This is a genomic window from Arthrobacter sp. LAR12-1-1.1, assembly GCF_040676555.1.
Taxonomy (GTDB): domain Bacteria; phylum Actinomycetota; class Actinomycetes; order Actinomycetales; family Micrococcaceae; genus Arthrobacter.
In genome coordinates, this window is sequence record NZ_JBEGIG010000034.1 from 49,165 (window position 1) to 65,726 (window position 16,562).

General features: G+C 67.7%; 13 protein-coding genes. 1 reads left to right on the forward strand and 12 read right to left on the reverse strand.

Features of this window, described 5'->3' with window-relative positions; genetic code table 11:
* Positions 1–67 precede the first annotated feature (67 nt).
* The 11 genes from MRBLAR12_RS16405 to MRBLAR12_RS16455 all read right to left on the reverse strand — a co-directional run bounded on the left by MRBLAR12_RS16405 (position 68) and on the right by MRBLAR12_RS16455 (position 13,672).
* A complete protein-coding gene (locus MRBLAR12_RS16405; RefSeq protein WP_229996098.1) occupies positions 68–652 on the reverse strand; it encodes an SRPBCC family protein in 585 nt (194 codons plus the stop codon).
* A gap of 213 nt (positions 653–865) precedes the next feature.
* On the reverse strand, positions 866–1,387 hold the full coding sequence (locus MRBLAR12_RS16410; protein WP_229996097.1) for a mucin-associated surface protein: 522 nt from the start codon (positions 1,385–1,387) through the stop codon (positions 866–868).
* Positions 1,384–2,622 carry a serine/threonine-protein kinase gene (locus MRBLAR12_RS16415; protein WP_364747507.1) on the reverse strand — a complete coding sequence of 413 codons (1,239 nt, stop codon included), beginning with the start codon at positions 2,620–2,622 and terminating at the stop codon, positions 1,384–1,386. Before MRBLAR12_RS16415 ends, MRBLAR12_RS16410 begins: the two co-directional genes overlap by 4 nt.
* 612 nt (positions 2,623–3,234) lie before the next feature.
* Complete coding sequence (locus tag MRBLAR12_RS16420; RefSeq protein ID WP_364747187.1) at positions 3,235–4,479, reverse strand: hypothetical protein; 1,245 nt, start codon at positions 4,477–4,479, stop codon at positions 3,235–3,237.
* A gap of 154 nt (positions 4,480–4,633) precedes the next feature.
* Positions 4,634–5,704 (reverse strand): Gfo/Idh/MocA family protein, encoded by a 1,071-nt coding sequence (locus tag MRBLAR12_RS16425; RefSeq protein WP_229992932.1) that lies wholly within the window; start codon positions 5,702–5,704, stop codon positions 4,634–4,636.
* A gap of 185 nt (positions 5,705–5,889) precedes the next feature.
* Positions 5,890–6,597 (reverse strand): ABC transporter ATP-binding protein, encoded by a 708-nt coding sequence (locus MRBLAR12_RS16430; protein WP_229992931.1) that lies wholly within the window; start codon positions 6,595–6,597, stop codon positions 5,890–5,892.
* Between the two features lie 2 nt (positions 6,598–6,599).
* Positions 6,600–8,036, reverse strand: coding sequence for an ABC transporter permease (locus MRBLAR12_RS16435; protein ID WP_364747190.1), 1,437 nt, complete (start codon positions 8,034–8,036; stop codon positions 6,600–6,602).
* A gap of 267 nt (positions 8,037–8,303) precedes the next feature.
* Positions 8,304–9,407, reverse strand: coding sequence for a sugar-binding protein (locus MRBLAR12_RS16440; protein WP_229992929.1), 1,104 nt, complete (start codon positions 9,405–9,407; stop codon positions 8,304–8,306).
* Between the two features lie 64 nt (positions 9,408–9,471).
* On the reverse strand, positions 9,472–10,740 hold the full coding sequence (gene mmsB, locus MRBLAR12_RS16445; protein WP_229992928.1) for a multiple monosaccharide ABC transporter permease: 1,269 nt from the start codon (positions 10,738–10,740) through the stop codon (positions 9,472–9,474).
* A 54-nt stretch (positions 10,741–10,794) separates the two neighbouring features.
* Positions 10,795–12,351 carry a multiple monosaccharide ABC transporter ATP-binding protein gene (gene mmsA, locus MRBLAR12_RS16450; protein ID WP_229992927.1) on the reverse strand — a complete coding sequence of 519 codons (1,557 nt, stop codon included), beginning with the start codon at positions 12,349–12,351 and terminating at the stop codon, positions 10,795–10,797.
* Positions 12,352–12,481: 130 nt separating this feature from the next.
* Positions 12,482–13,672 (reverse strand): ROK family transcriptional regulator, encoded by a 1,191-nt coding sequence (locus MRBLAR12_RS16455; RefSeq protein WP_229992926.1) that lies wholly within the window; start codon positions 13,670–13,672, stop codon positions 12,482–12,484.
* A gap of 245 nt (positions 13,673–13,917) precedes the next feature.
* On the opposite strand from MRBLAR12_RS16455, the gene MRBLAR12_RS16460 reads away from it, so the two are divergent.
* A complete protein-coding gene (locus MRBLAR12_RS16460) occupies positions 13,918–14,751 on the forward strand; it encodes a nitrilase-related carbon-nitrogen hydrolase (RefSeq protein ID WP_229992940.1) in 834 nt (277 codons plus the stop codon).
* Here MRBLAR12_RS16460 and MRBLAR12_RS16465 read toward each other — a convergent pair.
* The gene (locus MRBLAR12_RS16465; RefSeq protein ID WP_364747193.1) at positions 14,730–16,553 is read right to left on the reverse strand and encodes a PucR family transcriptional regulator; all 1,824 of its coding nucleotides are present in this window, start codon (positions 16,551–16,553) and stop codon (positions 14,730–14,732) included. The genes MRBLAR12_RS16460 and MRBLAR12_RS16465 overlap by 22 nt on opposite strands.
* Positions 16,554–16,562: the final 9 nt, after the last annotated feature.

Genomic DNA, 16,562 nt, shown 5'->3' on the forward strand with positions numbered 1-16,562 from the left:
AAGGGAGGCGGGGCGTTTTGCCGCCAGTCCGGCAGCGCAACCCAGCCGGATCAGTGCGAACGCCAGGTCAGCGCTGCTGGTCCTGGCCGAAGGGCGGCTGGGGGGCAAGGTCGGGATCGGTGTCCACGCGCTGGAAGGCAGGTTCCGCGCCGTAGCCCACCTCCTCCTGGAGCGGCACGGCGGTGGTGGCGCCCGGCGCGACTGCGTCCACGCGACCGCGCCATCCGCCCGTCTCGGCGCCGCGCTCTTCGATAAACAGCTTGAATTTCTTCAGGTCGGCAGCAACCTGGCGGGAATCAAGGCCGATGGCCGCGCCGACCTTTTCCGCGGCCGAGTCCGGCTCCCAGGTCAGCTCGACGTTCACCTTCGTTTCGGCGTCGCCGAGGTCCTCGAACCAAACGGTGCCAGCATTCCGTGGTTCGTCAAGGCTTTCCCACGACACGCGCCGGTCCGGTTCCTGCGCGGTGATCCGCGCGTCGTACTCACGCCGGACTCCACCGATGCTGGTCTTGAAATGGACAGTGGTGTCGTCCAGCTGACTAACGGATTCCACGCCGCTCATGAAGAGCGGAAATTCCTCGAACTGTGTCCACTGGTTGTAGGCCTGGTTCAGCGGAACATTGACTTCGATGGATTCCTGAACAGTTGCCATGCAGGCGTCACTCCTTCGATTGGCGGACGGCAGTCCGCGATTCTTGTCGTTGACCGGCGCAAGGCCGTTTCTCCACGCTAGCGGACTTCCTCCGAAATAGTAAGCAGGCTGACGATGGTGACGACGGAGGCGTCCCGGTCGGTCTGCGGCCAGGGCCGATGTCGCGGCCTTTTACCGTCGCGGAATCTGGTGCGGCACCAGGTAGGCGGCTCCTCAGCCCTTGCCCTTCCCCTTGTCCTTCGATTTGCCGTTACTGTTCGCGATATCGCTGGCGACCGGAGCGGGAGCCGGCGCCGGGGCAACGGCGGCAGGGGCAGTCTGGGCAGCAGCTGCCGCCTGAGCCGCGGCAGCCTGTTCAGCCGATGCTTCTTCCGCCGCCTTTCGGGCCGCCTCGGCCGCCTGCTGCGCGGCAAGATCCACCCGGACGGCCTCAATCGATGACTTGATGCTCTGGTGGCGTCTGGAGGACACCTCGCCGCTCGCGGCTGCGGCATCCAGGCGGGCCAGTAGCTCGTCAAGGTGCTTCAGGGAACCGGCGGGATCATTGGCGGCCGCAGCCTCGCTGACAGCCAGAACCTGGGATTGCAGCTGCCTGGCCGCGTCGCGGCCGAGCTCGGGCGCAGGGGAGCCGCAGCCGGCCAGTGCCCCGGCCACCAGCAGTCCCGCGAGGAGACCCGCCGGCACCCGGTACCTGGGACCGTCGTGGTCCTGCCCGGCTGTTCGCGAATGGCTCATGGTTCCACGCCCTTCTGCAGATTCTTCAGATGATCGCCGAGTGGCCCCGTAACGGTGGGGTAGGGGACGACGTCGGGGGCCGCCGGGACGGACAGTGTGACGGCGACCGTTGCTACGACAGCAAGGACTGCCAGTCCGGCAAGCAGCAGGGCCAGGCGGGTGCGGAGCCCGGCCCGGAGGAACCAGGAGGCTCCATGCGAATGCGAAAGACGGTGGCGCGGCCGGCGCGGCAGAGCATCCGGGTCCAGCCAGCTCAAGGAGCGTGTTCCTCCCGCCGCCGCTCCCGTTGCTCCTGCGGATTCGGGCCGGGATGGGCGGGGCCGCCTCGGCGGCGGGACTGGGAGTGTCCGGGTGGGCTCCGCTTGGACGGGCCCCGGCAGGGACCCGGGGGAAACGAGGGCGGTCCGGAAGGCAGCCTCGAGTTCGGCGGCCGAGGGGCGGTCCAACGGGTCGAGGACTGTCATGGCCTGGATTAGCTGTGCCCACTCCTCGGGCACGGCGTCCGGGATGACGGGTGCGCGGTGCAAACGGGCCACGGCGGATTCGACGGCGCTTCCCGGGTACTCCACATCGCCCTTGAGGCATTCGAGCAGGACCAGGCCCAGGGAGTAGATGTCACTCGCTGGTCCGAGATCGGCGCCGCGGGCCTGTTCCGGACTGAGATAGGCGGCCGTTCCCACCAGGGTTCCCGTGGACGTAAGCCGTGTCCCATCGATGATCCGGGCAATGCCGAAGTCTGTGAGCTTGGGCCGAAGCGGCTCGCCTGGCCGGACCGGCACCAGGAGGATGTTGGCGGGTTTGATGTCCCGGTGGACGATGCCGAGCCCGTGGACGTAAGCGAGGGCGTCGGCTATCCCTGCGCCGACCACGGCCAACTCGTCCAGCGGCAGGGGACTGTGGCGGATCCGGGTCCGCAGATCCTGGCCGTCTACGAGTTCCATGGTCAGGAAGGGCCGGGGTTCGTCGGGAACCCGGGTGTCCGTCCCGACGTCGAACAGGGTCACCAGGCTTGGATGGCTCAGGGTTGCCAGCAGTTGGATCTCTGCCTCCTGGCGGCGAAGCTCGTCAGGATCAGCTGATTGAGGCGCGAAGAGTTTTAGGGCAACGTCCCGGCCAAGATTCAGGTCCTTGGCAGCGTAGACCGACGCCATGCCGCCCCGGCCAATCAACTCCCCCAGCTGATAGCGGCCACCCAGGGGCTCCGCCGTGACGCTGTTGGGCGAACTGTCCACGATTTCCCCATACCTTCCGTGTGCGCACCGGCGGCGCTCCTAAAGAATGATACGGGGGACGGGTATGCGCTTCTGTTCAGTGCAGCAGATCAGTTCGATGCGGCAGATGTGTTCAGGCAGCAGATTTGCTCACTGCGGCAAAGGCGCCGGTCCCTGTATTGAAGCGCATTACGTGACGTACTTATTGACGGTCCGCTCATCCGCGGGTGCCCGTCCGCCGGAGCCGGAGCATGCCGTTGGGTCCCCCAGCGGACCCAACGACCTCGCTCCGGCGGTTACAGCACCTTGATGGGAGCGGTGGCATGCGTTAGGGCGGGCGGGGTTTGCAGCCGGGGCGCGGCTGCGGACCGGAGCGCTCAGGGTGCGAGGGAGGGCGCCGTCCTTGGGCCAGTCCTTCCCGGGCCAGCCCGGGCGTGGCCAGCCCGGGCGTGGACGGCGAAGGCATGGATGGCGAAGGCGTGGAGGGCGAAGGCGCTGACGGGGTCAGGCGGGCGGGAATTGGGGTGCCGGATACCCGGCGGTGGACGGTCGAGTCCATGGGGGATTCTCCTGGGTGACTGTGGGCGGCCAAGGCAGCCCGAGGGGCCGTGCTCTGTGGAGGCAGAGACGGCCCGACTAGTCAGGAGAAGAACCAGGATCAGCGCATACGGCTGAGTACTCGTGCTGGAGCGGACCGCCGATGGGGTCAGCCCCGATGGTGGGCAGGTAGAAGAACAGGCTGGGCATCCACGCAGCTGTTCCGGCAGGTCCGTTGGCGCAGTGCCCGCTGCCGGACCCCGAGCCCGGAGCAGGCGGGAGCGCTTCCGGGGCAGGCAGGTCCGTGCCGCCATGCCATGGGCTCGGGCCCGGGTTGCCGGAGGGAACCGGCGGTTCACCAGTCCCGGCAGGGGGGTCGGCCGCAGGGGCAGCGCCAGGCCGGACAGGCGCCGCCGCACGGGGCTCAGGCAGCAGCAAGGGCGCGTAGGTTACTGGGGTGACCGGGGGATGGTACGCCTCGAGGGGACGGGCCGCAGTGGGACCGGTGGTAGCGGGCGCCGGCTGCGTTGATGATGCTGCCTTCGCGGTGTCTGCTTTTGCGCTACCCGCGGTGGGAGTGCCGGCCGACGACGATGCGCCGTCGGCGGCTGCCGGCGTGCCCGCCGGCGTCCCCGTTAGGACCTCGCCCGGAACGACGCCGCCTGGAGGGACGGCTGCCGGGTCACCGGGCAGTGGGCCAGCCGGATCGGTAATCGGAAGCGTGGGGTCTGCAACCGGCGGAACAACGCCGGGATCCGGTGCCGCGGGGTCAACAACCGGTGGGTCAACAACCGGTGGGTCAACAACCGGTGGGTCAACAACCGGTGGGTCAACAACCGGTGGGACAACGCCGGGGTCCGGGACGGCAGGATCCACACCGGGGACGCCGGGGTCCACCACGGGCGGGGTCACTGCCGGAGCAGGGAGCGCCGGGTCGACTGCCGCCGGCCCTGTGGCGGGCGGTGCCGAGTCCGGAACCTGGGCCGCCGAGCCCGGGTCCGCCTGCGCAGGCTCGTCGGCGTCGGCGGGATCAACGTCCGCGATATCTGGCCTCGGGCCAAGAACGGCACCAGCGGACCAGGTGCTGGGCGGTACCGGAGCGATGTCCACGGAGACCGGGCCGTCGAGGGAGGGAACAGGGAGGTCGTCGGCGTCCGTGCAGTCGGCGACCGCCGATCTCTCGCCGGCGTCGTCGGCTGTCCCGGAGAACGTGCACGCGTCATCCGCCTGTGCGGCCGTGCCGGAGAGGGTCAGCCACGCGGCACCGGCGACGGCGGCCAACAGCACATGGCGCAAGGGGCGCAGGGTGCGGCCCGCGCGGGAGGACGCTGCTGCTGGATCCATTCGCGCACCCCCGCTCCCGGAAAACTGGACGATTGCCTACAGGGTAAGTCGGCCCCAACGGGAGAGTCCAGAGCGGAACCGAAACTGTAGGCATACCGAGACACTCGGAAGGCGTCGGATCCGGTGCCTGTGGGACGTGGAAAGTGGGACGTGGTCAGTGGGCGTCGTTCGGGTAGGTCACCCCGAGTTGCGCGCGCACACCGTCGAATAGCCGCATGGTGTTCAGGGAGTCCTCCAGCGGCATAACCGGGCTCTCGGTGAGTCCGTGCTGGATGCACCGCGTGACCTCGCGCAGTTCGTAGGTGTAGCCGCGCCCGACCACCGCGAACCGCTCGGTCCGGGGATCGTCGAAGCCGATCCTGACCAGCAGTTCCTTGGGGTTGTTAATGGAGCCGGACGTCTGCAGGAAGCCCTGGCTGCCGGCGACGGTGGCCGTTCGGGGCCCGTGCGCCAGCAAAGAGGATGTCAGCTGGGCTTGCCCGCCGTGGTGGTAGCCGAGCGTCAAGGCGTTCTGGGCGTCCACGCCGTCGTCATTGAGCCAACCGGTGGCGCTGACAGTTTGCGGGAACCCCAGGGTGCCAAGCGCCCAAAGCAGCGGGTAGACCGTCAGGTCCAGCAGGGCGCCGCCGCCGTCCTTGGGCGCCCAGAGCCGGGAGGCGGGCGAGTACGGCGCCGGAAAGCCGAGATCGGCGCCCACCCACTTGACCGCGCCGATCTCGCCCGAGGCAGCGATCTCAAACGCCCGCTGCATGCTGGGCAGGAACCGGCTCCACACCGCCTCCATCAGGAACAGGCCCTTTGCCCGGGCCGCCGCAATCAGCTCGGCGGCTTCCCGGGCGTTGACGGTCAGGGCCTTCTCGCACAGCACATGCTTGCCGGCGTTGAGGGCGGCAAGGGCGATCTCGTGGTGGTGGGCGTGTGGCGTGGCGACATAGACGACGTCGACGCCGTCGTCCGCGAGCAGGCGGGCATAACCGCTGACGCCGTCCCGGTCACCGTAGGCGCGGACAAAGCCGTAGTCGGCCGCGAAGGCATCGGCCGCCGCTTGGGTGCGGGAACTGACGGCGTACAGTTCCGCATCCGCCAGAAGTTCAAGGTCACGGGTGAGCGCAGCGGCGATCCCTCCGGTGGCGATGATTCCCCAGCGCAGCCTGGCGCCGGTGGCTGTGCGGGGATCCTGGTCAGGCTGGCTGAACAGCCACGGTTTCGCGATGAGGTCAGACATGATGCCATCTTCTCACCCGGGGGCGGAAGGGCCGCGGTGTTGCAGGCCCGGCACGCGTGAGGTTCAGCGCGCAAGGAGGTTCAGTTCAGGAGGCTCGACGCCGAAACCGCGGACGGCCCCGGAAGGACCGCCCGCGGGGCGGCGCCGGGCGGGCCTCAGCCGGGTGGGCGTCAGCCCGGCCGGCCTCAGCCGGTTACGGCCGCCGTCGCACGGGTCCGTACCGGTTCCTCCGTGAGCCGGCCCTGCTGGAGCCGGAAGCGCCGGTCCGTCTTGTTGGCCAGGGCGCGGTCGTGGGTGACCACGAGGATGGTGGTGTTGTGGTCCCGGCTGAGCGTGCTGAGGAGCTCGATGATGTGCTCGCCGGTCTGCTCGTCCAGGTTGCCGGTGGGTTCATCGGCCAGGATCAGCTTGGGTTCGTTCGCCAGCGCCCGGGCAATCGCGACCCGCTGCTGCTCGCCGCCGGAGAGCCGGTTGATGCGCCGCACGTGCTTGTACGGATCGAGCTGGACCTGTTCGAGCAGCTGCCGGGCCCGCTCGGCCCGGACGCCCTTGCGCACGCCGGCAAACTCCATCGGCAGCATCACGTTGTCCACGGCCGAGAGATTCGGGATCAGGTTGAACTGCTGGAACACGAATCCGATGTCCCGGCGCCGGTAGTTGGTCAGCTTCCCGTCCGGCATGGTGGCCAGGCTCACGCCGTTGACCACCACATCGCCGCTGGTGGGCTTGTCCAAGGCACCGAGCAGGGAGAGCAGGGTGCTTTTGCCGCTGCCGCTCTTGCCCACGATCGAGGCCAGCGCGCCCTGTTCGAGCTCGAAGCTGACGTCGTTGACCGGCTTGATGGTCCGGTCGCCGGACTTGAACGTGCGGACCAGGTTCTTGACTTCGATCATGGCTATTCTCCTCGGAGGACTTCGATGGGACGGATGCGGGCGGTGAGCAGGGCCGGCACCAGGGCCCCGATGATGGCGACGCCGAAGACCGCGGCGATGCCCGCGGCAATGACGCCGGGGGAGGCGCTCGCCGTCACGGAGGTCAGCAGCTGGCTGGCCCCGCCGAGCGGGCCGCCCGGCCCGCCCGGGAAACCGCCGGGACCGCCGCGCTGGGCGGTTGCCGCGCTCGTGGTGCTGCTTGAGCTGATGAGGGCGCTGGCGATGCCGCCGCTGGCAAGGGAGGCGACGGCGGCGCCCACCACGCTGCCCAGTGCCACCAGCACGAGGGCCTCCAGCACAAACTGCAGGCCGATGGTGCGGTTTGGGGCGCCGATGGCCTTCAGGACGCCGATCTCGCGGCGGCGTTCGCGGACCAGCATGACCATGATCAGGAGGATGATCAGCCCGGCGGTGCCAAGGGCCGCGACGAAGGCGATGAAGGAAATATTCTTGACGCTGTCCAGCGAGCTGACGGCAGTCTCAAGGTTCCGCTGCCCCTGGGTGACGTCGGCCTTGTCGGCGCCGAGCGCCGCCTGCAGGGCGGTCTTGGCGGCGTCGACGTTTTCCATGCTGTTGACCGTGACGATCATGGTGGAGAGTTCGTACGGCAGCGCGGCGAGGGTCTGGGCGGTCGGAAGCGTTACATAGAGGGCGTTGTTGCCGAAGGCGGTGCCGGAGTCGAACAGTCCCTGGACAGTGAAGGTCTGGTCCTGGATGGTGAACGTCGAGCCCACGCTGAGGCCGTTCTTGGTGGCCAGGGTGGTGCCCAGCAGGGCGCCGGTGGACGCGGCGGTGTAGTTGCCCAGACCGGTGCCTTGCGTCAACTGCAGGGCCTTGCCGGTGGAGTCCATCTCGGCGTCGATGCCCGTTGCGGTGATGGGCAGCGAGAACGCCGGCGCGGCCGCAGTGGTACTGCCCGTGGTGCCGCTTGTGCTGCCCGCTGTCCCGGAAGTCGCTTGGTTTCGGTTGCCGAGAGTTCCGGCGTCGACGGCGGCCGTGAGGCTCGTGGTGACAGAGGTGGCAGACTGCCCGCCGGGGCCGCCTTGGCCTGTCCGTCCTGTCTGGCCCGCGGCCGCCTCGGCGGCAATTTCTGCGGCGTTGCGCAGGCGCAGTGCCTTGGTGCCGACCACGCTGCTGACGTTGGGGACGGCCGCCGCCGTGGCCGCCTGTGCCGAGGTCAGCGGCTCGCCGCCGCCTTCGAAACCCTGGCCGCCGGCCGGGTTCACGGTCAGGACCGTGCCCACCGAGGCGTTCAGTTCGGCGACCTTGCCTGTGACGGCCTGGTTGGCCACGAGCATGGCCAGGGCAAGTCCGATGGCTACGGCCAGCACGGCCACCACGGCGGCGGTCCTGACCTTGTTTCGGAAGGCATTGCCTACACTCCGGGCAAGAACGCTCACGGTACTCCTAATTTTTTGGGTGTCTCTGGGGTGCCACTTGCCGGAACCCGATGCCCGGCGCTGGTCCCACAGTGGTACGGGCCGCTGTGCGAACGTCCCGGCGAAGCTATGTCTGCGCTGTGAAGCCAAGTTGCCGGAGGCAGCGCCACCGCCACGGTGAGAGCCGGCGCGGGTCACGGCCAACGCAAGAGCCCCGGCCCTCCCTTGCGGGGGAGCCGGGGCTCTGTTGTCTCGCCTGCGCCGGTGCAGCTGGCGCCTAGACGGGTACTACTGCTTGGTGATCGGTCCGAGTACCGGATCGTTGACGTAGGCAGTGTGGACGTTTTCCTGGGTCACGATGACCGGCTCCAGCAGGTACGCGGGAACAACCTTGACCGTGTTGTTGTAGGACTTGTCGTCGTTGATCTCCGGCTTCTTGCCTGCCTGGATGTCGTTGACCATGACGATCGAGTGCTCAACGAGCGCGCGGGTGTCCTTGTTGATGGTGGAGTACTGCTCGCCCGCCATGATGGACTTGACCGACTCAACCTCGGAGTCCTGGCCTGTGACAACCGGAATCGGCTTGCCGGCGGCCTTGACGGAGGTGATGATCGCGCGGGCCAGGGTGTCGTTCGGGGACAGCACGCCGTCGAGCGGGGCGCTGCCGTAGGTTCCGGCGAGCAGGGTGTCCATGCGCTTCTGGGCGTTCTCGGCCTTCCAGCCCTGGGTAACGGCCTGCTCGAAGGTCGTCTGGCCCGAGAGCACCTTCAGTGTGCCGTCGTCCATCTTCGGCTTCAGGACGCTCATGGCGCCGTCGAAGAAGACCTTCGCGTTGGCGTCATCAGGGGAACCTGCGAAGAGTTCGATGTTGTACGGGCCTTCCGGCTTCTTGGCCTTCATGCCGTCCAGCAGCGCCTTGCCCTGGAGTTCACCGACCTTGAAGTTGTCGTAGGCCACGTAGTAGTCCACGTTCTCGGTGTTCAGGAGCAGACGGTCGTAGGCGATGATCGTGGCGCCGGCGTCCTTGGCCTGCTTGAGCTGGGTGCCCAGCTGCGCGCCGTCGATGGCGCCGACGATGATGACCTTGGCGCCCTTGGTGATCATGGCGCTGATCTGGTTCTGCTGTTCAGAAACGCCGCCGTTGGCGAACTGCACGTCCGGCTTGTAGCCTGCCGCGGTGAGGCCGTCGTTGAACAGCTGCTCCGCCAGGACCCAGTTTTCGGAGGTCTTCTGCGGGAGTGCGACGCCGATCGAGGAGCCCTTCGGGAATGCTTCGCCTCCAGTGGTCGAACCGCCGGTGGTCCCGGTGTCGGAACGGCCGCAGGCTGTCAGCGCCAGTGCCGCAATAGCAGCGATCGCTGCTGCCTTTCCTGCTTTACCAATCATTCGCATTGCTTGGTTCACTTTCTTTTGGTGGTGTGCGGAGAAACGTGGGCTTTGGGAGCCGGGGAGTGGATCAGATCCCTCGCGAGATGACCTCTTTGGTTTGGGTGGTCTCGTCGGCCTTGATCTCGCTGCTGCGGCCGAAGTTCTTCATGAGCATGCCGACGATCGATGTCTTGCCTTGGGTCTTGTTGTAGACGTCGAACGCGACGGCTATCAGCAGGACCAGGCCCTTGATGATCTGGGTGAGATCGGCGCCGACGCCCATGAGCTGCAGGCCGTTGTTCAGCACGGCCATGACCAGGCCGCCGATGATCGAGCCGATCACGGTGCCCACGCCGCCGGTGACCGCGGCGCCGCCGATGAACACGGCCGCGATGGCGTCCAGTTCCCAGCCGACGCCGTCGAACGGTCCCGAGGCGGTGGAGCGGCCGACGAAGATCATGCCGGCGAGGCCGGCCAGGAAGGACATGTTCATCATGACCAGGAAGTTGACCTTCTTGGACTGGACACCGGAGAGCTCGGCAGCGTGCCGGTTGCCGCCGACCGCGTAGATGTGGCGGCCGATGACGGTCTTGGAGGAGATGAAGCCGTACACGAGGATCAGGACCGCGAGGATCAGGCCCGGCACCGGGAAGGACGTGCCCGGCCGGCCGGTGGCGAAGAGGTAGGTGGCGTAGAGGATGGCGCCGGAGACGAGCACCAGCTTCAGGACCATGACCCAGGTTTCGGAGACCTCGGCGCCGAGCTTCTTGGCGTTCCGGCGGGACCGGATCTCGCTGAAGATCACGAACGCGACGGCGAGCAGGCCAATGAGCATGGTGGGGTTGTTGTAGCCGGTATTCGGGCCAAACTCGGGCAGGTAGCCGGAGCCGATGTACTGGAAATCCGCAGGGACCGGGATGGTGTTCGACTTGCCGACAAACTGGTTGGCGCCGCGGAAGATCAGCATGCCGGACAGCGTCACGATGAACGCGGGAATGCCGACGTAGGCCACCCAGTATCCCTGCCAGGCCCCGATCAGGACGCCCAGCCCCAGCCCCATCAGGACGCCGATGTACCAAGGCATTCCCCAGTCGCGGATGAAGAGGGACACACAGACGCCCACGAAGGCCGCGACGGAACCGACGGAGAGATCGATGTGGCCGGCGATGATGACCAGCACCATGCCGATGGCGAGGATCAGGATGTAGGAGTTGCCGTTGAAGAGGTTGATGACGTTGCCCGACGTGAGCGTGCGGCCCTCCGTGAAAATCTCGAAGAACACGATCAGCGCAACCAGGGCGAAGATCATGCCGAATTGGCGGGTGTTGCCGCCAAAGAGCTTCTTGAGCGCGTTCATTGTTTCATTCCTTGTGTCCGGGGTGTTCGGATTGTTCTGGTTGGTCCCACAGGGTCAGGCGGTTTTGCGGGCGGACGTCATGAGTTTCATGAGGCTTTCCTGGCTGGCTTGGTCTTTGTCCAGCACGCCGGTGATGGCGCCTTCGAAGATCGTGTAGATCCGGTCCGAGAGGCCCAGCAGCTCGGGCAGCTCCGAGGAAATGACGATCACTGCCTTGCCCTCGTTGGCCAGCTTCTGGATGATGCCGTAGATCTCGTACTTGGCCCCGACGTCGATCCCGCGGGTCGGCTCGTCCAGGATCAGCACGTCCGGGTCGGTAAACATCCACTTCGCCAGCACGACCTTCTGCTGGTTGCCGCCGGAGAGCTTCGCGACGCCTTCCTCCACGGAGGGCGTCTTGGTCCGCAGCGCCTTCCGATATTCCTCCGCGACGGCGTATTCCTTGTTCGCGTCCACCACGAAGTGCTTGCTGATCTTGCGCAGGTTCGCCGAGACGGTCGTGGCCTTGATGTCGTCCAGCAGGTTCAGGCCCAGGGACTTGCGGTCCTCCGTGACGTAGCCCAGCCCGGCGTCGATCGCCTGGCGGACGCTTTTGAGCTGCAGCTCCTTGCCGTCTTTGTAGACGTGGCCCGAGATGAAGCGGCCGTAGGAGCGGCCGAACACGGACCGGGCCAGCTCGGTGCGCCCGGCCCCCATCAGGCCCGCGAACCCGACGATCTCGCCGCGGCGGACGAAGAAGCTGGAGTTCTTGCAGACCAGGCGGTCCTGGATCGCCGGGTGCCCGACGTTCCAGTTCTTGACCTCGAAGAGGACATCGCCGATCTTCGGCTCGTGATCCGGGAACCGGGATTCCAGCGTCCGGCCCACCATGCCCTTGATGATGCGGTCCTCGTCGACGCCGTCGGCCTTGACATTCAGGGTCTCGATCGACTTGCCGTCGCGGATGATCGTGATCTCATCCGCGATCTGTTCGATCTCGTTGAGCTTGTGCGAAATGATGATCGAGGTGATGCCGCGGCCCTTCAGGCCCAGCATGAGGTCCAGCAGGTGCTGGGAGTCGGACTCGTTCAGCGCGGCCGTGGGCTCGTCCAGGATCAGGAGCTTCACCGACTTGTTCAGGGCCTTGGCGATCTCGACCAGCTGCTGCTTGCCGACGCCGATCTCCTTGATCGGGGTGTCCGGGTCCTCGCGCAACCCCACCCGGGCCAGCAGCTCGGTGGAGCGGGTCCGGGCCTCGGCCCAGTCGATCACGCCGCGCTTGGTGGGCTCGTTGCCGAGGAAGATGTTCTCCATGATCGACAGCTCGGGGATGAGCGCGAGTTCCTGGTGGATGATCACGATTCCGGCGTGCTCGCTGGCCCGGATGTCCTTGAACTCCTGGACCTCGTTCTGGTACACGATGTCGCCGGTGTAGGTGCCGAACGGGTATACCCCCGAGAGCACCTTCATCAGGGTCGATTTCCCGGCGCCGTTCTCACCGCAGATGGCGTGGATCTCGCCGGCCTTCACCCGCAGGCTTACATCGGCCAAAGCTTTAACGCCGGGGAATTCCTTGGTGATGGAGCGCATCTCGAGAATTAGCGGATCACTGTGCGTGTTGAGGGACGTCATCTGCCCTTACGCCTCCAATGCATGACTTCGTTGTCCGCCCCTGCAAACCGCAGGGCCGTCTGATGGAAAAGTAAACTGGATCACGCCCTTGTCGTCAAGTCTTTAACGCAACGGGCGGATAACGAAATGGTTAGTTACGCCGGATTCCGGCGTGCTGGAAGACCAAAGCCGTGGCCCCGAGGGCCTCCGCCCGGTCGCCCAGGGACGACATTGTGAGGGTGGTTGTCTCGCCGATGACCGGCACGGCGTGGCGGATCAGGCCGCGCCGGATCGGGTCCAAAAGGAGTTCGCCAAGCCCCGCCAGTGGGCCGCCGACCACGATCACTTCGGGGTTGATCAGGTTCGCCACGTTGCCCAGGGCGCGCCCGACGGCGAGCCCGGCGTCGTCCACCACACGGAGCGTCGCGGAGTCCCGCTCCAGGGCCTTGCGCACGATGTCCCCGGGCGTGAGCGGCCGGTCCTCACCGCGGCTCAGGAGCTCGATCATGGTGGTGGTGGAGGCTATCGTTTCCAGGCAGCCGCGGTTCCCGCACCGGCAGATCAGCCCGTGCTCGTGGATTGTGGCATGGCCGATTTCGCCCGTGATGCCGACGTTGCCGTAGTAGGGGATGCCGTTGAGGATCAGCCCCGCGCCGATGCCCGAGCCGATCTTGAGGAACATCAGGTTGCTGATGCCGCTGTGCGGTCCCCACGTGACCTCGGAGAGGGCGCCCAGGTTGGCGTCATTGTCCACGAATACAGGCAGTTCCAGCGCTTCTTCGAGGCGTTTGAGGATGTTGATGCCCACCCATTCGGGCAGGATCGCGCCCTGCGCCACGGTGCCGGTGCGGCGGTCGATGGGGCCGGGAATTCCTACGCCGGCACCGACCAGGGCGCTGCGCTCCACGCCGCTGTCCGCGAGCAATCGGTCCAACACGCCGACGGCGGCCTGGATGCCCTCCTCGGCGTGGTGGCCCAGGGGCAGCAGGACCGACTGTTCGGCGATCACGTGGTAGCTGAGCGAGGCCAGTACGACGCGCAGGTGCCGCCGGCCAAAATCGATCCCCACCGCGACGGCCCCGTTGCTGTTGAGCCGGACGTTCAGGGCGCGCCGCCCTGAGCTGGTAATCGGTTCAGTGGAGGCCAGCCCGGCGTCCTGCATGATCTTGACGATGTTCGAAACAGTGGCCGTCGATAGCCCTGTCTGGCGGGCCAGTTCCGCTTGCGTGGAGGGGCCCGCGAGGAGGCATTCGATGATCCGCTGCTGGTTCAGATGCCGGAGGGCGGACTGCGATCCGGGGTTCTTGGTTCGGCTCCTCGTTGAGCGCGTTGGTGAGGGCATGCTATGAAGCGTGACGCATCGGCGGCTTGTAGTCAAGAAGTTAACGCATTGATAACGGCCGTCTGGGTTTCCGGGGACGCGACGGGCCGCCGGCCCTCCCGGTCTTGACCGCCGGGACGTTCCGCCCCGTTCGCCGGCTGGCTGGGTGGAAATGCACCAAATGCGGCTTCCCGGGCCGCGGCTACTCTGGGAGCAGAGAGTCCGCAGTGCTCCTGCGGAGGTACCCGGAGAGTCGTGAGGTGGTAATGGTGCTGCTGGCCCTGATGCAGGCGAACGCCGCCGTGCTGGATGCGAAGGCGAACTGCGCCGCGGTGGAGGCGGCGGCGCGCGAGGCGTCCGCCGCTGGTGCGCAGCTGCTGCTGACCCCGGAGCTTTTCCCCGTGGGCTATGCGCCGCGCCGGCTGCGGTCAGCCTTCGATCCCGGCACGCTGCCTGCGCTCCGGGAGGCCCTGGCCGGAATCGCCCGGCGCCACAACATTGCCCTGGTCTACAGCCTCCCCGCCGTAACGCCGGCGGGGGAGTGGCACATTTCCGCCACCCTGGTTGACGCGTCCGGCGACGAACTGCTCACCTACGACAAGGTGCACCTGTTCGGCCCCGAGGAACGCGCAGCGTTTGCGCCGGCCGCGGCAGCCCCTGGCGTCGTCGACTTCCACGGGCTCAAAACTGCCCTGGTCATTTGCTACGACATCGAGTTTCCCGAGTCCGCACGGGCCGCTGCCGTGCGCGGCGCCGAACTGCTGCTGGTGCCGACCGCACTCGCCGGCGGGTTCGACGCGGTGCCGAACGTACTGGTCCGGGCCAGGGCGCTGGAGAACCAGCTGACGGTGGCGTACGCCAACCACACCGGCTCGGAGGAAGGCTACGACTTCCGCGGCGGCAGCATCGTGGCGGGCGCGGACGGCACGGTCCTGGCCGCGGCCGGCCCCGGGACGGAACTGCTCTTTGCCGAGCTGGGAGGAGCTGTGCGCGCCGACGCGGACAGGACGGATGATGCGGACGGGGCAGACGACGCGGATGACGCCGTCGCCTACCTGCGCGACCGCCGCCCGGACGTCTACCGTTCCTGGGGCATCTGACCCGCGGGAGGTCCGGTATCGGGTGAAGCGGCCGCGACGGCAGCAGCGACCGGGGCGCCGCCCGGGGATACTGCGTCGGGCAACTCGGGTCCGCCCTGGTCCTGATGGGCGATGTACTGGAGGGCGATCCACAGCTCCGCGCGGGCCTGGGCCTGATTGAGATCCAGGCCCAGCAGCTCGCCGATGACGCCGATCTGCCGGCGGACGCTGTTGCGATGCAGCGCCGTGGCCTTCGCCGTGGCGTCCCAGCTGCCGTTCTCACCAAGCCAGGCCCGCAGGATGCCCAGCAGGGTGTCGCGGCGCTCCGGTTCCAGCGCGAGCACCGGTGCGAGCAGGCGGTCCGCCAGCATGGTACCGGCCTCGGAACCCAGCAGGCCCGTCACGGACCAAGTCACGTCGTCCGCCCGGACGCTTCGGCGGCTGGTCAGCACCCGGTTGCGCAACGAGGAGGCGTCCTGGTACGCGCCCGCCAGGCCCGAGAATTCGGTGCCGCTGCCGATTACCAGGCGCCAGCCGAGCCGCTCCACCTCGGCGAGCAAGGCGTCGTCGACCTTGAGCCGGGTGATGGCGGCAAAGCCGTAGTCGGTGTGCTCCACCAGTTTGGTGTCGAACAGCCTGCGCCATTCCAGCAGCTCCCGCACCGGGCCCTCGCCCGTCTGGCGCGGTCCGCCCGCCGCCCGGTCGCTGCCCGCGGCGGCGTCCACCCGGATGCCCTGGACCACCCGCAAATGGCCGGACCGGGTGGAGGAAAGGCTTTGTGCCAGCAGGTCCTTCAACCCGTTGACCTGCCGTGCAGTTCCCGACGCCACGCTCTCCGGATGCAACAGCAGCGCCGTGGCAAGCTGGCTGGGGGCCAGGGAACCGCTGGTGCGCTGGCGGACCAGCAGTTCCAGCAGCCCGACGGCGGTGGAGACCACGTTGTTCTGGGCCGGGGTCAGCGGGGCGTCCGTGCCTAGGACGAGCGCGCCGAGGTTGGCGTCCCGGGTGCTGCGCAGCGGATACCCGAAGACCAGGGATGAGCCTGCCGCGTCGAATGAATCCATCTCCACCCGGGGGCCGCTGCCGGCGAGCAGCCGGGCCAACAGCGGCTGCAAGGCGGCGGAATCAACGCCCGGCACGGTGCCGGCAACGGAGTGCGCGGAGTGCGGGCCGGGGGAGCCGCCCGAGCCCCGGGCACGCACCCGCCCGTCCGCCCCGACCAGCACGGCCCAGACCGGGACGCGCTGCACCAGGGCCGCGAGGAGCTCGTGCTCGGGGCGTGCAGACAAGACCGCCCGCATGAGCTGCCGATTGGTGTCGGCCAGTTGGCGGAAGGTCTTGGCGTTGTCCGACTCAAGGAGCCGGGAGAACTCGAGTCCCAGCGCGGCGAACGGGATGGTCCCCGGGATGGACACCAGGGTCAGGTTGTGCCGCCGACAGGCCCTAACCACGGTATCCGGCACGGCCTCGAAGTAGGGTTCCAGGCCAAAGCCGAGGGCGCCGACGCGGGCCCCGACCAGGCGCAGCACGTAGGCGTCCACCGCCTCCTCGCTGCCACCATCACCCACGAACGGCAGGCCGGCGGTGAGCAGGAATTCGCCGTCGAGCAGGTAAGGGGTCGGATCATCCAGCTCGCTCGGCTCCACCCAGCGCAGGCGCTCGTCCCCGTTGCCGCCGTCGTGCAGGACGCCGAGCTCCGGCAGCTGGCGCAGGAACTGTGGCAGCGTGACGAAACCAAACCGCTCGGAGTCCTCAGCAGCCACGGCCGCGGCCCCCGTCCAGCCGGGCCGGCCGCCGGGCAGGACGCCGGGCCCGCGGTGCATTAAGTCTCA